The sequence below is a fragment of the Paenibacillus favisporus genome (assembly GCF_040545415.1).
GTDB lineage: Bacteria > Bacillota > Bacilli > Paenibacillales > Paenibacillaceae > Paenibacillus_AQ > Paenibacillus_AQ favisporus.
Window position 1 is genome coordinate 498,418 of the sequence record NZ_JBEPLV010000001.1, and the last position, 20,110, is coordinate 518,527.

The following is a 20,110-nucleotide window of genomic DNA, read 5'->3' on the forward strand; positions in this document are numbered from 1 at the left end:
ACAATGTGATTATTTTCACTTGGTGTAGAAGATTTTCCCCCTGCATTAGCGGAATATTCTCCTTACGGATCTGGCGGCCGCTTCTTATAATTAAGCATGTAAACCAGATTGCTAAGGGGGGCTAACCAGATGAAGATGAAAAGAAGTTTGATGCTGCTGATCTCGTTATGCTTTGCGGCGTCGCTCGCGTTATCCGGTTGTGGAAGCGATAACAAATCGGCCGGAGAGACGGGCGGGGGTTCATCGGGAACGGAGCCGAAGACGGAGGAAGCGCAAAAGGCCGAACCGTTCGAGCTGACACTGAGACATACGCAGGTTGGCCAGGACAAAGAGAAGCGTTTTGCCATTTTGCAGGACGTCGTGAAAAAGACGGAGGGCGAAATCGAAGGGTTAACGTTCAAGCTGGATGGAGTGGAATCCGACGTCAACCGGAAAGAGAAGCTGCGCGGCGAAATGGCGGCAGGCAATCCGCCGGATATTTTCGACCTGTTCGGCAGCCCCGATTCCAAAGTGTACGCCAAAGAGGGCAAGCTGCTTGATTTGACGCCGATCATTGAGGAGCTGGGGATCAAGGATAAGTTCAGCTCGCTCGAGCCGTTCACTTACGAAGGTAAAGTCTACGGACTGCCGATCGGCGGATCTGGCGAAGGCTTCTTCTACAACAAGGAGTATTACGATAAAAAGGGCTGGGCGCCGCCTAAAACGTTCGCCGAGCTGGAAGAGCAGCTGGCCGCGATCAAGGCCGACGGCAAGGTGCCTATGGCGGCAGCTTCCAAGGCAGGCTGGGTGCCGCTGATGCTGACCAACCATCTGTGGTCGCGCTACGCGGGACCGGACATTACGAATAAATTCGCTACCGGCGAAGCCAAATGGAACGATCCGAACATGGTCAAGGCGTTTGCGAAGCATAAGGAATGGGTCGACAAGGGCTATTTCAAAAAGGGCGAGCTGGGCTTTGAATACGCCGAGTACACGACCCAATTTACGAGCGGGGAAGCCATTTTGATGTATGACGGAACCTGGAAGTCTTCGGTGTTCAAGCAAGGGGAATCCGGCGAAGGCATGATCGGTAAAGTCGGCTTCTTCAACCTTCCGCCGGTGGACGGCGGCGTAGGCGATCAGACGGCGCTGATGCGCGACGTCAACAACGGCTACGGCTTCTCGTCCGCGGTCGCCAAGGATCCGCGCAAGCTGGAAGCGGTGAAAGCCTTTATCAAGAATATGTTCAATGAGGAAATGCAGATCCGCGGCTTGGTGGAAGACGGGGTCCTGCCGGCCATGAAGCTGGACGCATCTGTGCTGGAGTCGAGCATTACCGACGATCTGATGAAGCAAATCGTCGACGTGCTGAACTCGGCTCAATCCTCCTTCCCGGCATTCGACTCGCTCGTACAGGCTGACGTGACGACGGAAATCAGCAACATTCAGATTCAAAAGCTGATCGGCAACCAGACGACGCCTGAGAAGATGGGCGAAGCGCTCCAGAAGGCACAAGAGGAAGCGAATTCCCTGGAAGAATAACGGCAGCTGATGCGGTGTGCCTCGGGTCAAACCGGGGCACATGTTTTTTACTCAACCCCCTCAAGTCTGAGGGAGCATGACATTTTTTCGGGCGGACGACCAAGCGCCCGCGTTGGGAGGAACTCCATGAACAAAGCATTGAAGAATCCTGCGCTATACGTCCTGTTTATTCTTCCCTGCTTGATTTTGTTTGCCATGTTTTTTCTGTATCCGATTGTAAGCTCCATCCGTTACAGCCTGACGAGCTGGAACGGCGTATCCAGCGATCCGAAATTCATCGGCTTCGACAACTTCGTGAAGGCGCTGACGGAGAAGCGGTTTTGGACCGCGGTCCGAAACAACGGCTATTTCATTTTGTTTTCCTGCGGAATCCAAGTGCCGCTGATCGTCTTTTTTTCGCTCCTGATCGCCCATGTCAAAAAACTGAAGGGGCTGTACAAGACGGCGGTATTTTTGCCCTCGATCATGTCCACGGCCGTGATCGGCATCCTCTGGGGATTTATTTATGAGCCGAACATCGGGCTGCTGAACAATATTTTGAAAGTGTTCGGCATCGAACCGCTGTATTGGCTGTCCGACGAAAAATACGCGATGCTGTCCATCCTGATTACCAATGCCTGGCAGTGGACCGGCTTTTATATCGTCATGGTGCTCGCCGCCATTATTTCCATTCCCCGCGAGCTGGACGAAGCCGCCGCCATCGACGGTGCAACGGCTGTACAGCGGGCGTTCTCCATTACGCTGCCGCTCATTAAGCCGATCATCTCCGTCGTCATTATGCTGTCCATCGCCGGCGCGATGAAAGCCGCGGACATCGTCATCGTCATGACGAAGGGCGGACCGGCGGGTTCGACCGACGTGATGGCCACCTACATGATCAAATATGCCATTACCAACTTCAAATACGGGTACGGCAACAGCATTTCTGTTCTCATCTTCGTCTTTACATTAATACTGACCGCCCTGTACCAACTGTTGATTGCAAGGCGCAGCGAAAGGATTGAATACTGATGACCAGGCTCAAAAAACTGCTGCCCCACATCGTCCTGATGGCCTACTTATTGGTTATTCTTTTCCCGTTCCTGTTCGTGCTTTTCTCTTCGGTCAAAAAGGATAACAATGCGATCGCCCTGAACCCGTTCGGCATACCAAAGCAGTTTGCGCTAGGTAATTACGTGGAGGCATGGGTCAACGCCAAGATCAGCACCTATTTTTTCAACAGTCTGTATATCTCGATTCTGTCGGCCGTCGTATCGATCCTGATCGCCGCGATGTTTGCGTTTGCGATCACCCGCATGCGGCATTTCAAAATCAGCGCGCTGCTGTCCGGCCTGATCCTGGTCGGCATGCTCATCCCGAACAACGCGCTTATGCTCCCGATCTATCTGCTCGTGCGCAAGCTTGGGATCCTGGATACGCATCTGGCGCTCATCATTCCGTACATCGCCAACGCGCTCCCGTTCTCGGTCATCATTCTGGCGGCGTTCATGCGGTCCCTGCCCGGCGAAATCGAGGAAGCAGCCGTCATGGACGGGTTGAAAGCCCAGGGTATATTTGCTAGAATTGTCGTACCCCTGACGGTTCCGGCCATGGTTACGGTGTTTATCGTGAACTTCCTCGGCAACTGGAACGAATTTTTGCTAGCCAACTACTTCCTCTCCAATGATTCGCTGCGGACCCTCCCGGTCGGGATGGTGCAGTTCCGGGATCAATACCAGATGAATTACGCGCAGATGTCAGCCGGCATTGTCTACAGCGTCGTACCTGTCATCGTCATTTACGCGATCCTTCAGGAGAAAATCATTGAAGGTGTTACAGCAGGCAGTGTTAAGGGATAACATGCGAAGAAACGGATGAATGCCAATGAATTTGCGGGTAAAATTGTTTACGGCATTTGTTACACTGATCATCGTTCCGCTGTGCGTGCTGGGCGTCGTCACCTTTATGGTGACCTCTCATTCGATTGAGACCAAATACAGCCGGCAGACGGAATATTCCCTTAAGGCAATCAGCTACAGCATCAACAGCGTGCTGAAGCAGATGGACAACGTGACGGATAACGGCATCGCGACCTCGGTGTTTCATATGGCGCTCATCGCCAAGGACCCGACCAAACAGGATTTGAACGATGCCGAGCAGCTGAACCTGAACAACAGCCAGCGCAACTTCCGGAGCCTGCTGTACAACCATCCTGCCATCAGTTATGCCTATCTGTACAACCTGCAGGGCAGCGGGCCGTCGAGCACGGTCTCCATTTTCACCAAGGAAGACTTTAATACGCTGTCATTCGAAGAGTTTAAAGCCCATCCGCTATATCAAGAGGTTATGGCCCTGAACGGGGTCCCCAAATGGCTCGGGCCGCATGAATACCCGGAAATCACCGGATCCGAACCGGTGTTTACACAAATTCGGCTCATCAAGGAGCTGAGCTATTTTAAAAATATCGGGATTTTGGTGACCCAAATCAAAAACTGGGATATCGAGCTGATCTTCCGCAACCTGTCTTTAAACCGAGATATGCAGTCCACCGATTTTATGCTCGTGAACGATAAGGGACTTATTCTGTATGATCCGAATAAAGTGCTGGACGGCCAGCCCATCCAGTCCGTGATGAAGAGGGACGTCAAGTTCGGCGGTGATTTTCAGAGCTTCAAGACGGCGTTTAACGGGGAAAAAAGCATCGTTTCGATTTATCATATGAAAGAATACAATTGGAGTCTCGTTTCCGTTACTTCGTGGAGCTCCCTGTCACAGGAAACGCTGGTCTTTGCCAAATGGTTTATCGGCATTACGCTCGTCTGCCTTTTGGCGGCGGTGACCTTCAACATGGTCTTCATGAACCGGATTACCGGCTCGATCGCGGTCATCGTCCGTTTCATGCGTAAAGTGGAAGGCGGGGACTTCAATGTCCAGGTGCATCACCGGGGCAAAGACGAGCTGCATATTCTGGCGAAGGGCTTTAACGATCTGGTTGAACGGGTCAACGGCCTGTTCCAACAGATCCAGAAGGAGCAGAAGCAGAAGGCGAAGGCGGAGCTGCGGGTGCTCCAGGCCCAGATCAAGCCGCATTTTCTGTTCAATACGCTCGAGTCGATCAACGTCCTTGCGGTTCAGAACGAAGGGGAGAAGGTCAGCGAAATGGTGCACCGGCTTGGCAACATTTTGCGGATCAGCATCCAGGACAATGAGGAGATTACGCTTGGTCAGGAAATCGAGCATTTGCAGAGCTATTTGGAAATCCAAAAATTCAGGTTTCAGGATTTGTTTGAATATGAGATCGATATTCCGCCGGAGCTGCGGAGCCGGAGCGTGCTGAAGCTGACCCTTCAGCCGCTCGTCGAGAACTGCATCCAGCACGGCTTTGAAGGGATCAGCTATAAGGGCATGATTTATGTGTCCTGCTGGAAAGAGCGCGGCCGGCTCGTTCTGCAGGTACAGGACAACGGCATCGGCATCAGTCCGCGGCAGCTGGCGGCTTTTGAATACATGAAGAGCGATGGCGGGGAACCGCCGGAAGCAAAGGATATGCAGGTGAACCACGAACGGAGGGGACTCGGCGTACGCAGCGTGGCCGACCGCATCCGGATTCACTACGGCGATGTATACGGGTTGTTCATTTGTTCGTCCGGGACCACCGGAACGATAATCCAATGTATCATACCAGACAACGAGTGGAGGGACATGGATGATTCTGAACGTGCTGCTGGTTGATGATGAAGCCCCGATTCTGAACAATCTGAAAAGCGTTATTCCGTGGAACGACATGCAGATGCAGGTGTACACAGCCCGGAGCGGACAGGAGGCACTAGACATTTGCAGTCTCCATACCCCCGATATCGTGCTGTGCGACATTCGCATGCCGGTGATGGACGGCCTGACCCTGATCGGCGAGCTGCGCAAAGGCGGATCCGCCGCCGAAATCATTCTGCTGACGGGATATCAGGAATTTGAGTATGCCCGGCAGGCGATCAAGTATAATGTCAGGGAGTACATCTGCAAGCCGATCCATTACAAGGAGCTGGAGAATACGATTCGCTCCGCCCGTGAGGACATTCTCCGAAAACGGCGCAGCGATCCGTTCCAGGTGACCGTAGCCCGGATTGAGGAGGACAGCAGCGACAGCGGGGCAAGAAAGACCCCGCAGCAACTGATGTCGGAAGCGATTCTTTATATCGGCGAGCGGCTGGGCAGCGATCTGGGCATCGAGGAGCTGGCGGGACACCTGGGCATCAGCTGCAGCTATTTTTGCCTGCTGTTCAAAAATCATCTCGGCGTCACCTTTGTCGAATATTTGACAGGGAAACGGATCGAAACCGCTAAATATCTGCTTACCCACAGCGACAAAAGCATCACGCAAATCGGCAGCAGCATCGGTTACCAGGAGCGGAGGTACTTTACCAAAGTGTTCCAGCGTCATACCGGGCTGACACCGTCCGAATTCCGTGACCAGACGAAGGGAAGAACGGCGGGGTAGCGGACGATCTGCGGAGCAAAATATGAATAGGGAGTGGGCATGTCATGTTAGTATCGGATCTAACGCTTGAGCAAAAAATCGGGCAAATGTTCATCTGCGGGTTCCACGCGCAGGAGCCGGATGAGCAAATCCGCCGTCTGATCGAAGAGTACCATGTAGGCGGCGTCATCTACTTCCGCCGGAACATCGGCGAGCCGGAACAGGTGGCCGCGATGTCTTCCTCCCTGCAGGAGATGGCCGCGAAGCAGGGGAAGCTGCCGCTGTGGATCGCCATCGACCAGGAAGGCGGCATGGTGGCCCGCATCGACCATCGCAGGGTGAGCCGCATTCCGGGAAACATGTCACTTGGGGCGACGGGAAACCCGGACTTTACCTATCGGGTGTCCGCCATCAGTGCTCAGGAGCTGCATGCGCTTGGGATCAACATGAACTTCGCGCCTGTGCTTGACGTGAACAACAATCCGCGGAATCCGGTCATCGGCGTCCGATCGTTCGGCGAAGATCCGGAGCAGGTGGCTGAGCACGGCTCGGCCGCCATTCGGGCGTACCAGGAGCACGGCGTATCGGTGGCAGCGAAGCATTTTCCGGGGCATGGCGATACCAGCGTCGACAGCCATCTGGGGCTGGCATCGGTAGAGCATGGCATGGAGCGGCTGCGCGAGGTGGAGCTGAAGCCGTTTGTCCGGGCGATCCGGGACGGGGTGGACGTCATTATGACGGCACATGTCGTCTTCCCGGCGATCGAGAAGGAGGCGGTTCCGGCGACGCTGTCTAAAGCGGTGCTCACCGGCCTGCTCCGCGACCAGCTCGGTTACGAGGGCGTCATCGTGACCGACTGCCTGGAAATGCACGCGATTGCCAAGCATTTTGGCGTGGGCGAAGGCGCGGTGCTTGCCGTGGAAGCGGGAGCGGACATCGTCTTGGTCAGCCATACGCTTCAGGATCAAATCGAAGCGGTTGAAGCGGTCATGGCGGCTGTGCGCAGCGGAAGAATTCCGGAGAGCGTTATTGACGCTGCGGTGAGCCGGGTTCTGAAGCTGAAGGAGAAGCGGCTGCAGCCTTCGGGTACCCAAGATAGCGCACCAGCCTTCCTTGAACGGCACGAAAAGCCGGAAACGGAACGGCTGTTGAGGGAAGTGGCAGCGAGCAGCATTACGCTCGTCAAAGACGATGGCCAGCTTCCGCTTCAGGAAGACGAGCCGGTCCTTGTCGTGTGGCCGGAGCTCCGCTCGGAAACACAGGTGGATGAGCCATGGACGGAAGCGAAGACCCTCGGGCAGGCGCTGTCGGAATACATACAGGACGTAAATGAGCTGACGATCAGCGCTGAGCCGGACCTGCACGAGGTTGAACAGGTGCTGGCCGCCGCCAAAGGATATCGTCAGGTCGTCGTCGCCACATACACGGCCGGCAGCGAGCTTCCTGCAGGTCAGCGCAGGCTCGTCGAAGGGCTGATCGCGCTTCAGCCGCAGCGGCTCGTGGTGGCCTCCACGCGCAACCCGTACGATCTGGCAGCGGTACCGGCCTCGCCGGCATACCTGTGCTGCTACGAAAATACGCCTTATTTTATGGAAGGGCTGGCTTCCATTCTAACGGGGCATGCTAAGGCCGGAGGGACGCTGCCGGTTAGCCTTGGCAGTCAAACCACGGCGTCCTAATGAGCGTGATAATCCGCAAGAAAAAGGCGTGAGGTATAGATTTACCAAAGGTTGGATGCCCATTTGGGATATCCTTCCTTTTTTCTTTTGGAGATCTGTAAAATCGAGAGCAACTTTTCAGGGAATGAAGCGTCTAATACTATGTCTTTTCAATGATATCAGAAAAAAATAAGCTTGATGGATCTGATGTCGGGGGGAACTAGCGTCAGCCTCTTTTTTTTTGTATGGGGTCAGGAGGCTCGTTAGAACAGAACGTGATTTAAAAATGGGAGCAGAAGGAGTCTGGAGATGAATTTCAAGAAATTGACCATGATTGCAGTGTTAGCTGCATCACAAACCGCTCTGGTCTTGCCGGCCGGCGCGGAAACCGCGGTACAGGTCCAGCAAAATGCGGGGACGGTCCAAGGTGTAGACAATGCAGCGGCAAGCGCAGTCACCAATAACATCACGAGCAGCACGACCAATACTGGCAATTCCAGCAATTCGGGCGCTGCAAGCACGAACGGAACAACAGGAACTGCAGGCACGTCCAGCACGACAGGTACAACCGGAAATGCAGGGGGAACGAACGGCACGACGGGAACTGAAAGCGGTACAAGCACCACTACGACAACTTCCGGCCAAGACTCCACAGGCTCGGGAACCGCAGGAACGACCGGAAACACAAGTAACACCGGGCAAGGCGCTGCCCAGAACGGCGGCACGACAGACGGAACAAGCACTTCCGGTCAAACCGATGGCAGCACTGGGAACGCGAATGACGGTGGCCAAGCGGCGGACGGCCAAAATGCCGGCACGCAAGGAAACGAAGGACAGTCCGAAGGTGCGGCAGGCGGCACCGCAACAACCACCGATCCGCAGGGAATTACGGCGACGGGAAGCACGACAACCGGTCAGGCCGGCCAGCTGATCCTCATGATGAACAGCAACAAAATGTACCAGGACGGCAAACTGTACTTGGCCGGACAGCCGATGGCCGTCAAGAACGGCGTATCTTACGTGGCGATCCGCGCCATGGTGGAGCGCGTCGGCCTGAAGCTGACGTATGACGCCAAGACGAAAGAAACGATTATTATTAAAGATAGCAACGAGCTCCGCTTCAAAACGAACAGCAGCAGCTACCGCGTCAACGGCGTGTCGAAACCGATGAAGGGCCCTGCCTATCAGTACAAAAATACGTTTATGGTCCCGCTCACGTCGATCACGCAGGCGCTTGGCATTCCTTACACGGTCGACCAGCCCGGAAAGCGCGTCATTCTGAACCTGTCGACGAAGCCGGTAGCCACGTTCAGCGTTGGTCCAACTGAAATTTTTGCAGGTGAGACGACGGTGAACTACATTTCCCAAGCGACCTCTCCAAGCGGACTGCCAATTATTGACGAGCGCTGGGAAGGGAAAGAGGACATTTTCCAAGAACCCGGACTGCATACAGTGACCCACTATGTTCAGGATTCCAGCGGACAGTGGAGTGATCCGTACAGCATCACGGTGAACGTGCTCAAGCCGAACGAGCCGCCGGTAGCCAGTTTTACAACCGACAAAGAACAATACAAAATGGGTGAACTGATCACCATTACCGATCAGAGTACGGATGATGAAGACGCGATCGTCAGCCGCGAATGGCTGAACGACCGCAAGGCGTTCTTCCAGCCTGGACCGCAGACAATCCGGCTCAAAGTAACGGACAAACACGGCGCGATAAGCGAGTTCCAGAAAACCGTCGTCATTACGAACGAAACGTTGTACACCGAAGACGAGTTCAACAAGCTCTTTACACCGGTGGGAGACAAATTTACGTTCAACGGCGGATCGGTGCCTAGCTGGAAAACGGCGACCTTTACGACAACTTCCGATCCAGCCACGCTGATCCGCAGCAACAGTCCGGAGACGGTATATTCCGAAGGCCTCCTGTATCAGGAAACGGCGCTCGGAAGCACCCGGTTTATGCTTCACCATGTCAATGCTACGACTAAAAACATGCAGGTTTACGTCATCGCTACCAACACGATGCTGGATATGAGCAGCACGATCAACATCCAGAACTTCGGCATGGGGGGACCTAGCCCGTATGCGACAGGCCACGGCAGAGCATCCGTGATGCGCTACTTTGATTCCATGACGAGCGGTTCGGGCCGTCAGGATATCACCCTCGCCCCTGGCGAGAGCAAGGTCATTATGACGAATATCAACAACATTAAAATTAAACCGGGTGAAGGTATTTCCGTTCTGGCGGACGCATTCAGCAACTATCCGGTAAAATACAGCGTCATTATGCTCGACGCCACGAAGGATCCGCTGCAGTCGCTGCCATTCCTTCCGGCCCTTGACCGCGACGTACACAACCGGGGCACGTATCCGAATTCCGTCGTGAACATGTCGACCGACGAAGTGCTTGGCAGCACCGAGACACGTATCGTTCTCGGCGACAATAACATCGATCCGAACCTGAAGGGACTGGACGGGATCTATGGAACCGAAGCTTCGAATGCAGGCAACTTTGGTGTATTGTACAAAATCAAGCTGAACCACGTCGCTCCGAATACACTGATTACGCTTAACCCTCGCGGCGGCGTATATAACGGCATTTTTCTGGTGAACGGCCAGCAGGTGCAGGCTGCAAACAACACCCAGGATGTCAACGCCCCGAACGAAACGAGCGTTCTGTACCGTACCGGAAACTATGAGCAAAGCGTAGAAATTTGGTACACGGCGGCGCCGGGCAGCAACCTGCCGATTAACCTGCTCCTGATGCCGATGCCGCAGATGAAGCAGTAAACGAAAGCGGTAAACGGATCATGTTTACGGAAGACAGCAATTATTTTTTCTTATTCTTATAAGCAATGAAAAGACCCCCATCCACTGCAGCTGCGGTAGATGGGGGTCTTTTTTGTCTTTTTTATAATGCATTCGCTGCCGTATTGCACTAGGAAGAGCTGCGGCTCTTCCATAACAGGAATATGAAAAACGGCGCGCCGACAGCCGATGTAAACACGCCCACCGGAATATCCAGCGGGGTGAACAGGTTGCGGGCGAGGACATCCGCCACGACAACGATGATGGCCCCGCATAGAGCGCTGGCCGGAAGCAGGGAGCCGTAAGACGATCCGATCAGCTTCCGGGCGATGTGGGGGGCGAGGAGGGCGACAAAGCCGATCGCTCCGCCGACGGAGATGCCCGCACCGGCAAGCCCGACGGCCATGAAGAGCAGGATCGTCCGGTCGCGCTCCACCCGGCTGCCGGCCCCGGCGGCCAAATCGTCGCCGAGCTGCAGCATGTTGATGCGCCGGGCGAAGATCAGGCTGAGCACGCCCAGCACGATGAACCAGGGCAGCATCATGTTGACATGCTTCCAGGAACTGCCGTACACGCTGCCCAGCAGCCAGTTGAAGGCTTTCTGGGCGACGTCGGTCGGGCCTGTGACGAGCAGCATCGTGGAGATGGCGGAAGCGACCGCCCCGATGCCGACGCCGATCAGGACCAGCATGAGCGGGTTGACGCCCTTTTTCCACGAGAGCACATAAATCAGCAGCGTGGTGAGCGCGGCGCCGACAAAGGCGGCCGGCGGCAGCCAGAAGACGCTGGCCGATGGAATCAGCGTAATGATGGCCGTCGTTGCGACAGAAGCGCCGCTCGTGACGCCCATGACGTCCGGAGAAGCCAGCGGATTACGGATCAGTCCCTGCGTGATCGCCCCGGACATGGCGAGGCAGGCCCCGACCAATGCGCCGACGATGACCCTGGGAAGCCTGAGCTTCTGCACGACCACAACGTCCAGCTTGTTCCCTTGGCCAAAGATCGCCTGGGTCACCTCCCAGGGATTCACGTACTTGGTGCCGAAGCCGATGCTGATGATGACCGCAAGTATAAGGACAATGGCAAGAATGCATAGAATGGCAATCTGGCGCTTCGATGTGAGAAAGGAAACCGCATCCCCGCCCATGCGGACGCTGATGGGGCCTTTCGGTCTGGATGAACGGCTCATTGGCGAAGCAACCCCTTTCTGGCAGCGTGGATGAAGAACGGCACCCCGATGATCGCCGTCATGACGCCGATCGGGATTTCCCGGGGCATGGCGATAAAGCGGGACGCAATATCCGCAAGAAGGAGCAGAATGCCGCCCAGCAGAGCGCTGTATGCGACCAGCCAGCGGGTATCCCGGCCGACGAGAGCTCTGGAGATGTGCGGGATGACCAGTCCGACAAAACCGATCGGCCCGGCGACGGCGACCGAGCTGCCTGCCAGCACGACGATGAGCAGTCCCATGGTCAGCTTGAGGAGTACGGTTTTCTGGCCCAGGCTGCGTGCTACGTCCTCGCCGAGCATGAGCGTGTTGACGGACGACGCGATGAGAAGGGCGACGATCCAGGCGGCAAGCATGTAAGGCAGAAGCCCCAGCAAAATGCTCAGGCTCCGGCCTTCAACCGAACCGGACATCCAGAACAGCACTTCCTCCATGGCCCGGCCGCTAATGATGAGCATGCCGTTGGTCAGCGAGCTGCAGAAGGCGGTAATGGCCGCCCCGGCGAGCGTGATTTTCAGCGGTGTTAAGCCTTGCCTCCCGGCGGAGCCGAGAATAAATACGAACAGGCAGCTGACAGCCGCCCCGAGAAAAGCGATCCAGGTGAAGGAAGCGAGCGAGCTGACGCCGAGCAGGACGAATGAAGCCACGACAAGCAGGGAGGCGCCGGCATTAATGCCGAATATCCCTGCATCCGCAAGCGGATTTTTGGTCAGGGACTGCAGCAGCACGCCGCAAATTCCCAGGCTTCCGCCGACGAAGGCGGCGATCAGCGCGCGCGGTACGCGGACGTCCCGGACGATAATGTGCTCATTGCTTCCATTAAACGAAGTAAAGGCTTCGACAACTTCCCTCCAATTGGTGCTGTGCACGCCAAAGAGGATGCTCGCAGCAACACATAAGAGCAGGAGGACGAGCCCTGCGATCAAACCGGTCCATTTGGCAGATGATCTATGTAACCATTCCGGCTGCACGGCATACCCCTCTTTTCAATCAGGCTGTAATTAAATAGATTGAACTAAAGTTGTGCATTGAACTTCCTGTTATAAGGGCCTAATGCGGCCTATATCATTCATTTCTTTAGTTCATTCTAAGTAACATATTAAAGTTTAAGTGGAGCGCATAGGCTTGTCAATGAGGTTGATTCTCAATTTCAATATCCGTTTTTTGCACTTCCATACAGGAAGTTTATTGACAATACAGGCGCTATGAATTAGGATTAGGACGATACTGAGAATCATTATCAGGAGATTAGAAGGGGAGAGCTTTTACTTATGAGAAAATGGAACGGCCTTATACTTATGCTGTTGGCTGCTGTGCTGGTACTGTCCGCATGCGGCAAAGACAGCGGCAGCAACGCTTCCGGAAGTACAGGAGAGAGCAGTACGGAAGCGGGAGCTGCGAACGATGCAGACCGCACGATTGAGACGGTTATGGGGCAGGTCAAAGTACCGGCACATCCGAAGAAAATCGTCGTTTTGACCAATGAAGGAACCGAGGCGCTGCTGTCCATGGGCATCAAACCGGTGGGCGCCGTCAAATCTTGGACCGGCGATCCCTGGTATCCGCATATTAAGGATCAAATGCAGGGCGTAGAAAATGTAGGCGACGAGGGCCAGCCGAACGTGGAAGCGATCGCTGCGCTCGAACCGGACCTCATCCTGGGCACGAAAATGCGCCAGGAGAAAATTTACGAGCAGCTGTCCGCCATTGCTCCAACCGTATTTTCCGAAACGCTCCGCGGTGAGTGGAAGGATAACTTCAAGCTGTGGGCCGATGCGGTCGATGAGAAAGAGAAGGGCGACCAGGTACTGGCCGACTATGATAAGCATGTGGCTGACGTGAAAGCGCAGATCGGCGACAAATTGAGCACGAAAGTGTCGATGGTCCGGTTTATGCCGGGCAAGGCACGGATTTACTATAACGACACGTTCTCCGGCATCATTTTGAAGGAAGTGGGCCTCGCCCGCCCGGCGGTACAGGATAATCCCGGATTCTCCGACGATGTCGGCAAAGAGCGCATTCCGGACATGAATGGCGACATTCTGTTCTACTTTACCTATGAAACCGGCGACGGTGAAGGCAGCAAGATGGAGAAGGAATGGACCGAAGACAAACTTTGGAAAAACCTTGAGGTGGTCAAGAAAGGCAACGCGCACCGCGTGGACGACGCCATCTGGAACACCGCAGGCGGGGTCCTTGCCGCCAATCTGATGCTAGACCAGCTGGCATCCTACTTTAAATAAAATCTAAGCGCACAGGGGGCTCCGTCAGGGGTCCCCTGCTTCATTGACGGAGGCCCGGATTTGAGGCATTATTAATAGTAGACAAATGTTGTAAACAAGAGTGGCTTACGGCTTTAAGCATAGAATGGGAGGATGAGCGTATGCTTTCGACGGAGAAGATTATTGACGCCATGTCCGAGCAGGGACTGCGCATAACCGACCAGCGCAAGACGCTCGCCAAATTATTTGGTGAACATTCGGGTTATTTGTCAGCCAAGGATGTCTATGAGTTTATGGGCAAAAAATACAGCGGACTCAGTTTCGATACCGTATACCGCAATCTGCGGGTCATGCAGGAACTTGGCGTTCTCGAACAGATCGTGTTTGAGGACGGGGTCAAATTCAAAGCCAGCTGCAGCGAAGACCACCATCATCATCACATGATCTGCCTGCAATGCGAGAAGACGTATCCGATCAGCTTTTGCCCGGTGTCGATGGCGGATACGCCCGACGAATTTCAGGTCGTGAAGCATAAATTTGAAGTATTCGGATATTGTAAAGACTGCCGGCAGCCTGCGGATGCGGGGCTGAGTGTCAATCCGGTGTCCGGGCACAGCGGGGAGCATTAATGCCATGGGCGTATCCCGAAGAATCGTCCAAGGCCCCATCGTCATCTACCGCAAATACATTTCGCCGTTAAAACCGCCGACCTGCCGTTTCTACCCGACATGCTCGGCGTACGCAATGGAAGCCATCGAGGTGCACGGGGCGGCCAAAGGATCGTGGCTCGCCATGAAACGGATCGCCAAGTGCCATCCGTTTCACCCGGGGGGCGTGGATCTGGTTCCCCCGCGGAAGGAGAAGGGGGGCGCAGGCGCCCCTCATCCTTCCGAAGGCGAGGGACACCTGACTTGACACGCGGCATCCGGGTTCAGTATATTATGGAATATATGACATTTCCGAGGAACGGATGAGTACGAGAACAGTAGCTTATTGCAGAGAGCCGGGGCAGCTGAGAGCCGGTATAAGCGAAGTCTCCGAAGATGGTCCGGGAGGAACCGCTTTCGAGCAGCATCCTGAATTAGAGGATGCGTAAGGGAGCGGCGTGATCCAGCGATAATGGACAGTGCGCGGCTGAGACAGGCCGGTACTGATGGAGCCTGCCGCCTGCGAGGGCGCAGGGAATTTGGGTGGTAACACGTGAGGAATCTCTCGTCCCATTAGGGGCGGGAGTTTTTTTGTATCCTCGGGGCCCCCGCACAGTACCTGAACAGGGTATCACAGCAAAAGCCCCACTTCGTGGGGTTATTTTGTGTTCACACAGAAGATACAGGAACGCCGATTTTGGAAAGGAAGATGAACGATGGCTGACAAGAAAACATTTTATTTGACGACGCCGATCTATTATCCCAGCGACAAGCTTCATATCGGGCATGCATACACGACCGTGGCCGGCGATGCGATGGTTCGTTACAAGAAGCTGCGCGGCTACGATGTGCGCTATTTGACAGGAACCGACGAGCATGGTCAGAAGATTGAGCGCAAGGCCGCAGAGGCGGGCAAAACGCCGCAGCAGTTCGTCGACGACATCGTGGCGGGGATCAAGGAGCTGTGGAAGAAGCTCGACATCTCGAACGATGACTTTATCCGGACGACGGAACCGCGCCATACGAAGGTCGTTCAGGAAGTGTTCGAACGCCTGCAGGCGCAGGGCGATATCTACAAGGGCGAGTACGAAGGCTGGTACTGTACGCCGGATGAGTCGTTTTTCCTGGAACGGCAGCTCGTAGACGGCAAATGTCCGGACTGCGGCCGGCCGGTGGAACGCGTGAAGGAAGAGAGCTATTTCTTCCGGATGAGCAAATATGTGGACCGGCTTCTCCAATACTATGAGGACCATCCGGACTTTATTCAGCCGGTGTCCCGCAAGAACGAAATGATCAACAACTTCATCAAGCCGGGACTGGAAGACCTGGCGGTGTCCCGTACGACCTACGAATGGGGCGTCAAAGTGAAGAGCGATCCGAAGCACGTCGTTTACGTCTGGATCGACGCGCTGCTGAACTATATCACCGCGCTGGGTTACGGCTCGGAAGATACGAGCCTGTTCGACAAGTACTGGCCGGCTGACGTTCATCTCATGAGCAAGGAAATCGTCCGCTTCCATACGATCTACTGGCCGATCATCCTGATGGCGCTGGACCTGCCGCTGCCGAAGAAAGTGTTTGCTCACGGCTGGCTGCTGATGAAGGACGGCAAGATGTCCAAATCGAAAGGCAACGTCGTCGATCCGGTCACGCTCATCGACCGTTACGGTCTGGACGCCCTTCGCTATTACCTGCTGCGCGAGGTTCCGTTCGGCGCGGACGGCACGTTTACGCCGGAGAGCTTCGTGGAGCGCGTCAACTCCGATCTGGCCAATGACCTCGGCAACCTTCTGAACCGTACGGTGGCGATGGTGGACAAATATTTCGAGGGCCGGGTTCCTGCGTACCGCTCCGGCGTAACTCCGTTTGACGCGTCGCTCGAGGAAGCGGCCAAGGATGTTTATGGTAAAGTTGAAGAAGCGATGGAAAATATGGAGTTCTCCGTTGCGCTGACGGCCATCGGCCAGTTTATCAGCCGCAGCAACAAATATATCGACGAAACGCAGCCATGGGCGCTGGCAAAAGATGAGGCGAGACGCGAAGAGCTGGCGTCCGTCATGACACACCTAGTCGAAAGCCTGCGGATCGGCTCGATCCTGCTGCAGCCGTTCCTGACCCAGGCTCCGCTGAAGATTTGGGAGCAGCTGGGCATTCAGCAAGGCGAGCTGACCGAATGGGACAGCGGCAAGACGTTCGGCTTGATTCCGGAAGGAACGCAGCTGGTGAAGGGCAACCCGATCTTCCCGCGCCTGGACGCGGAAGAAGAGGTGGCGTACATCAAGCAGGCGATGACCGGATCCGAAGCTCCCGCGAAGGAAGCGGAAGCTGGCAAGTCTGCCGAAGCGGCTGCGCCGCAGGAAGCGCCTGAGCTGAAGGAAGAAATCGGCATTGAGGATTTTGCCAAGGTCGAACTGCGCGTAGCTCAGGTTATCGCCTGTGAACCTGTCAAGAAAGCCGACAAGCTGCTCAAGCTGCAGCTGGATCTCGGCTTCGAGCAGCGGCAGGTCGTGTCGGGCATCGCGAAGTTCTATACGCCGGAAGAGCTGGTCGGACGCAAGGTCATCTGCGTCACCAACCTGAAGCCGGTGAAGCTGCGCGGCGAGCTGTCGCAGGGCATGATTCTGGCGGCATCCCAAGGCGATCAGCTGACGCTGGCGACGGTGCCGGACAGCATGCCGAACGGCGCGGTCGTGAAGTAGGAGCGAAGGATAGAGCACCTATAGGTAAGTTAAGCTTGGTTCATAGGAAGACGGAATCCCGTTAGCAGCGGGCTTCCGTCTTTTTGTCGTCCAGGTATATCGATCTCTTGGGGGACACGCCAAGCTCCAAAGAACTCCATGGCAGGTATCGTTCGCTTTCCTCTGGTAATTTTGCACCCATGGTTGACAAATAAAATAAGCCCATTCATAATCTTATTAGTAAAAGTTACGATTAGTGGGAGCGTACATCTGTGAATATGAGAAATGTGATCAAGCGGATTCTGGCGCCTTCGTTTCTTCTGATGGCCTTGCTGGTTTTTGCCGGCTGCGATAACTCAGGGAACGCACAGCTGGATCCGGATAAAGTGAATGTCATGACGACGTTCTACCCGATTTATGAGTTTGCCAAGGAAATCGGCGGCGAGGACGCCAACGTCATCAATTTACTGCCGGCGGGCGTCGAACCGCATGATTGGACGCCGCGGAGCCAGGATATCGTGAACACGTCCAAGTCGCAATTGTTTTTATATAACGGAGCCGGACTCGAAGGCTGGGTACCGAATTTCCTGAAAGGGCTGAACCGGGACTCCAAGGTGAAGGCCGTTGAGGTCAGCCAGGGCATCCAGCTGATCGAAGGCGAAGAAGACGGCGGGCATGATCTCGAAGGAGAGGGCATGGGGACCGGGCACAAGCATCACATCGACCCCCACACCTGGGTCAGCCCGAAATCGGCCATCATTATGGCCGAGAACATCAAGAACAGCTACGTGGAGGCCGATCCACAGCATGCGCAGGCTTACGAAGCGCGGTATGCCGAGCTCAGCCAGAAGCTGCAGGAGCTTGACCGCAAGTTCGAGACGGAGCTGGCGCAGGTTCCGCATCACAAAATCGTCGTATCCCATCAGGCCTTCGGCTACTTGTGCCGCGATTATGGCTTGGAGCAGCATCCCATCATGGGCTTGTCGCCGGATGCCGAGCCCCGGGCCCGCGATTTGGTGGAGCTGTCGAACCTGGTGAAGTCGGAAGGAATCAAATATATCTTTTTCGAAGAGCTGGTCTCCGACCGGCTGGCCAAAACGCTGGCTTCCGAGACCGGAGCGACCGTGTCCGTCCTGAATCCCCTCGAAGGACTGACGAAGGAGGAGCAGGAGAAGGGCGACGACTATTTTACCTTGATGGACAAAAATTTGCATAATCTCATTCTCGCATTACAATAAATGAAGCAGCTAACAGAAAGGCGGATTTCGCATGTTTACGCTGATGATTGACGATTGTCATCAACCGATTATCGAGATGGAGAACATCTCCTTTTCATACAGGGACCAAAAGGTCATCAACGATCTGAACTTTACCGTGAAAGAACGCGATTTTGTCGGCATTATCGGCTCCAACGGGGCGGGCAAGACGACGCTGCTGCGGATGATTGTCGGCCTTCTGCCCAGCGGCCAAGGCAGCATCCGGCTGTTCGGCCAGCCGATCCGCAGGTTTAAAGACTGGGAGCGGGTGGGCTATGTCCCGCAGAAAAATTCGTTTAACCCGTTGTTCCCGGCTACGGTTCGCGAGGTGGTCCTTTCCGGGCTGTACAATAACAAAAACCTGTTCCGCCGGGTAAACAGACACATGCAGCAGCAGTGTGACGATGCGCTTGAAGTGATGCGGATTCAAGACATCGCAGGCAAACGGATCGGTGAGCTGTCCGGCGGTCAGCAGCAGCGCGCCTTCCTGGCGCGGGCGCTGATCAACAACCCGGATCTGCTCATACTGGACGAGCCTACGGTGGGCATTGACGCGGAGACGCAGGCCGGATTTTTCGAGCTGATTACCCACATGCACCGGCATCATCATATGACGCTGCTGATGGTGTCGCACGATATGGACATGATCGAGGGATATTTGGGAGAGAAGCCGAAGCAGAAGAACGGCAAGATCGAATTTTTCGTCAGACATTCCCATGAGATTCAGGACTGCGAGGTTCAGGACCTCCAGCACTCATTGTCATAAAAGCACTTTACAACATATTAAAAGCATCCGAAGGAGTCGTTATTGTTGGCTATAGAAATTATCCTCAGTGATTTTTTTCAAAGGGCGCTGGCCGGCGGTCTGCTGATCGGGATCACCGCACCGCTGATCGGCATTTTTCTCGTGCTGCGGCGCCTGTCCATGATCGGGGACACGCTTGCGCATGTCACGATCGCCGGGGTGGCGCTAGGTTTTCTGATTAATCTGTATCCCCTGGGGGCAGGTCTTGTATTTGCGGTTCTGGCTTCCTTTGCGATAGAAAAGCTAAGAAAAGCTTATAAAAGCTATGCCGAGCTGTCGATAGCGATCATTATGTCCGGCGGCGTTGCGCTGGCTTCTTTGTTTTTCACACTCGGGATGGGTTACAATACAGATGTGATGAGCTATTTGTTCGGCAGCATTTATACGCTGGATACCCAGGATCTGTACGTGGTAGGGGCTGTGACGCTGGTCGTTGTGGTCGTTATTACGCTCTTTTTCAAAGAGTTTTTCCTGCTGAGCTTTGAAGAAGACGCCGCAAGCGTAAGCGGTCTGCCTGTGCGCATGATGAACATGCTGATCACCGTCCTGACGGCCCTCGTCATCAGCACGGCCATCAAAATCGTCGGCGCTTTGCTCGTATCGGCACTGCTGACCATTCCTGTCGCTATCAGCCTCCTGATCGCCAGAAGCTTCAAATCTTCCGTCATCCTGTCGGTGGTCATTTCGGAGATTGCGGTTGTGGGGGGACTTGTGATTGCCGGCGTTTGGAACCTGGCTCCGGGAGCAACCATCGTGCTGCTGCTGATTGCGCTGCTGATCTTGACGATGGCGGGCAAGAAGGGATTATCAACGTAGGAGGTACTTGTC

The 20,110-nt window shown here is 55.0% G+C and carries 16 protein-coding genes; 14 read left to right on the plus strand and 2 right to left on the minus strand.

Going from position 1 to position 20,110, the window contains the following annotated elements; translation table 11 throughout:
* The first annotated feature begins 135 nt into the window (after positions 1-135).
* From ABID47_RS02345 to ABID47_RS02375, 7 genes are all read left to right on the plus strand, one after another.
* A complete protein-coding gene (locus ABID47_RS02345; protein WP_181909051.1) occupies positions 136-1,521 on the plus strand; it encodes an ABC transporter substrate-binding protein in 1,386 nt (461 codons plus the stop codon).
* Between the two features lie 126 nt (positions 1,522-1,647).
* On the plus strand, positions 1,648-2,532 hold the full coding sequence (locus ABID47_RS02350; RefSeq protein WP_076169984.1) for a carbohydrate ABC transporter permease: 885 nt from the start codon (positions 1,648-1,650) through the stop codon (positions 2,530-2,532).
* Complete coding sequence (locus ABID47_RS02355; protein ID WP_089548111.1) at positions 2,532-3,359, plus strand: carbohydrate ABC transporter permease; 828 nt, start codon at positions 2,532-2,534, stop codon at positions 3,357-3,359. The genes ABID47_RS02350 and ABID47_RS02355 overlap by 1 nt, the downstream gene beginning before the upstream one ends.
* Positions 3,360-3,384: 25 nt before the next feature.
* Complete coding sequence (locus ABID47_RS02360; RefSeq protein ID WP_354494799.1) at positions 3,385-5,232, plus strand: cache domain-containing sensor histidine kinase; 1,848 nt, start codon at positions 3,385-3,387, stop codon at positions 5,230-5,232.
* Positions 5,207-5,995: a response regulator transcription factor gene (locus ABID47_RS02365; RefSeq protein ID WP_234489329.1), complete on the plus strand. Its 789-nt coding sequence runs from the start codon at positions 5,207-5,209 to the stop codon at positions 5,993-5,995. The genes ABID47_RS02360 and ABID47_RS02365 overlap by 26 nt, the downstream gene beginning before the upstream one ends.
* Positions 5,996-6,039: 44 nt before the next feature.
* Positions 6,040-7,653 (plus strand): beta-N-acetylhexosaminidase, encoded by a 1,614-nt coding sequence (gene nagZ / locus ABID47_RS02370; protein WP_354494801.1) that lies wholly within the window; start codon positions 6,040-6,042, stop codon positions 7,651-7,653.
* 288 nt (positions 7,654-7,941) lie between these two features.
* Positions 7,942-10,428 carry a copper amine oxidase N-terminal domain-containing protein gene (locus ABID47_RS02375; RefSeq protein WP_354494803.1) on the plus strand — a complete coding sequence of 829 codons (2,487 nt, stop codon included), beginning with the start codon at positions 7,942-7,944 and terminating at the stop codon, positions 10,426-10,428.
* A 148-nt stretch (positions 10,429-10,576) separates the two neighbouring features.
* Here ABID47_RS02375 and ABID47_RS02380 read toward each other — a convergent pair whose 3' ends face one another.
* Both ABID47_RS02380 and ABID47_RS02385 read right to left on the minus strand, forming a co-directional pair.
* Complete coding sequence (locus ABID47_RS02380) at positions 10,577-11,635, minus strand: FecCD family ABC transporter permease (protein WP_354494805.1); 1,059 nt, start codon at positions 11,633-11,635, stop codon at positions 10,577-10,579.
* Positions 11,632-12,645, minus strand: coding sequence for a FecCD family ABC transporter permease (locus tag ABID47_RS02385; RefSeq protein ID WP_354494807.1), 1,014 nt, complete (start codon positions 12,643-12,645; stop codon positions 11,632-11,634). Before ABID47_RS02385 ends, ABID47_RS02380 begins: the two co-directional genes overlap by 4 nt.
* Positions 12,646-12,945: 300 nt before the next feature.
* Between ABID47_RS02385 and ABID47_RS02390 the strand changes: the two genes are divergently transcribed.
* From ABID47_RS02390 to ABID47_RS02420, 7 genes are all read left to right on the plus strand, one after another.
* A complete protein-coding gene (locus ABID47_RS02390; protein ID WP_354494809.1) occupies positions 12,946-13,917 on the plus strand; it encodes an ABC transporter substrate-binding protein in 972 nt (323 codons plus the stop codon).
* A gap of 140 nt (positions 13,918-14,057) precedes the next feature.
* Positions 14,058-14,525 carry a Fur family transcriptional regulator gene (locus ABID47_RS02395; protein ID WP_163879399.1) on the plus strand — a complete coding sequence of 156 codons (468 nt, stop codon included), beginning with the start codon at positions 14,058-14,060 and terminating at the stop codon, positions 14,523-14,525.
* A gap of 4 nt (positions 14,526-14,529) precedes the next feature.
* Positions 14,530-14,811, plus strand: a complete 282-nt coding sequence (yidD, locus tag ABID47_RS02400) for a membrane protein insertion efficiency factor YidD (RefSeq protein WP_145131892.1) — start codon at positions 14,530-14,532, stop codon at positions 14,809-14,811.
* A 448-nt stretch (positions 14,812-15,259) separates the two neighbouring features.
* Complete coding sequence (gene metG / locus ABID47_RS02405) at positions 15,260-17,242, plus strand: methionine--tRNA ligase (RefSeq protein ID WP_354494811.1); 1,983 nt, start codon at positions 15,260-15,262, stop codon at positions 17,240-17,242.
* Positions 17,243-17,499: 257 nt separating this feature from the next.
* Positions 17,500-18,459: a metal ABC transporter substrate-binding protein gene (locus ABID47_RS02410; RefSeq protein WP_354495687.1), complete on the plus strand. Its 960-nt coding sequence runs from the start codon at positions 17,500-17,502 to the stop codon at positions 18,457-18,459.
* A 76-nt stretch (positions 18,460-18,535) separates the two neighbouring features.
* Positions 18,536-19,243 carry a metal ABC transporter ATP-binding protein gene (locus tag ABID47_RS02415; RefSeq protein ID WP_411829678.1) on the plus strand — a complete coding sequence of 236 codons (708 nt, stop codon included), beginning with the start codon at positions 18,536-18,538 and terminating at the stop codon, positions 19,241-19,243.
* Positions 19,244-19,294: 51 nt separating this feature from the next.
* Positions 19,295-20,098, plus strand: a complete 804-nt coding sequence (locus tag ABID47_RS02420; protein ID WP_076170170.1) for a metal ABC transporter permease — start codon at positions 19,295-19,297, stop codon at positions 20,096-20,098.
* Positions 20,099-20,110: the final 12 nt, after the last annotated feature.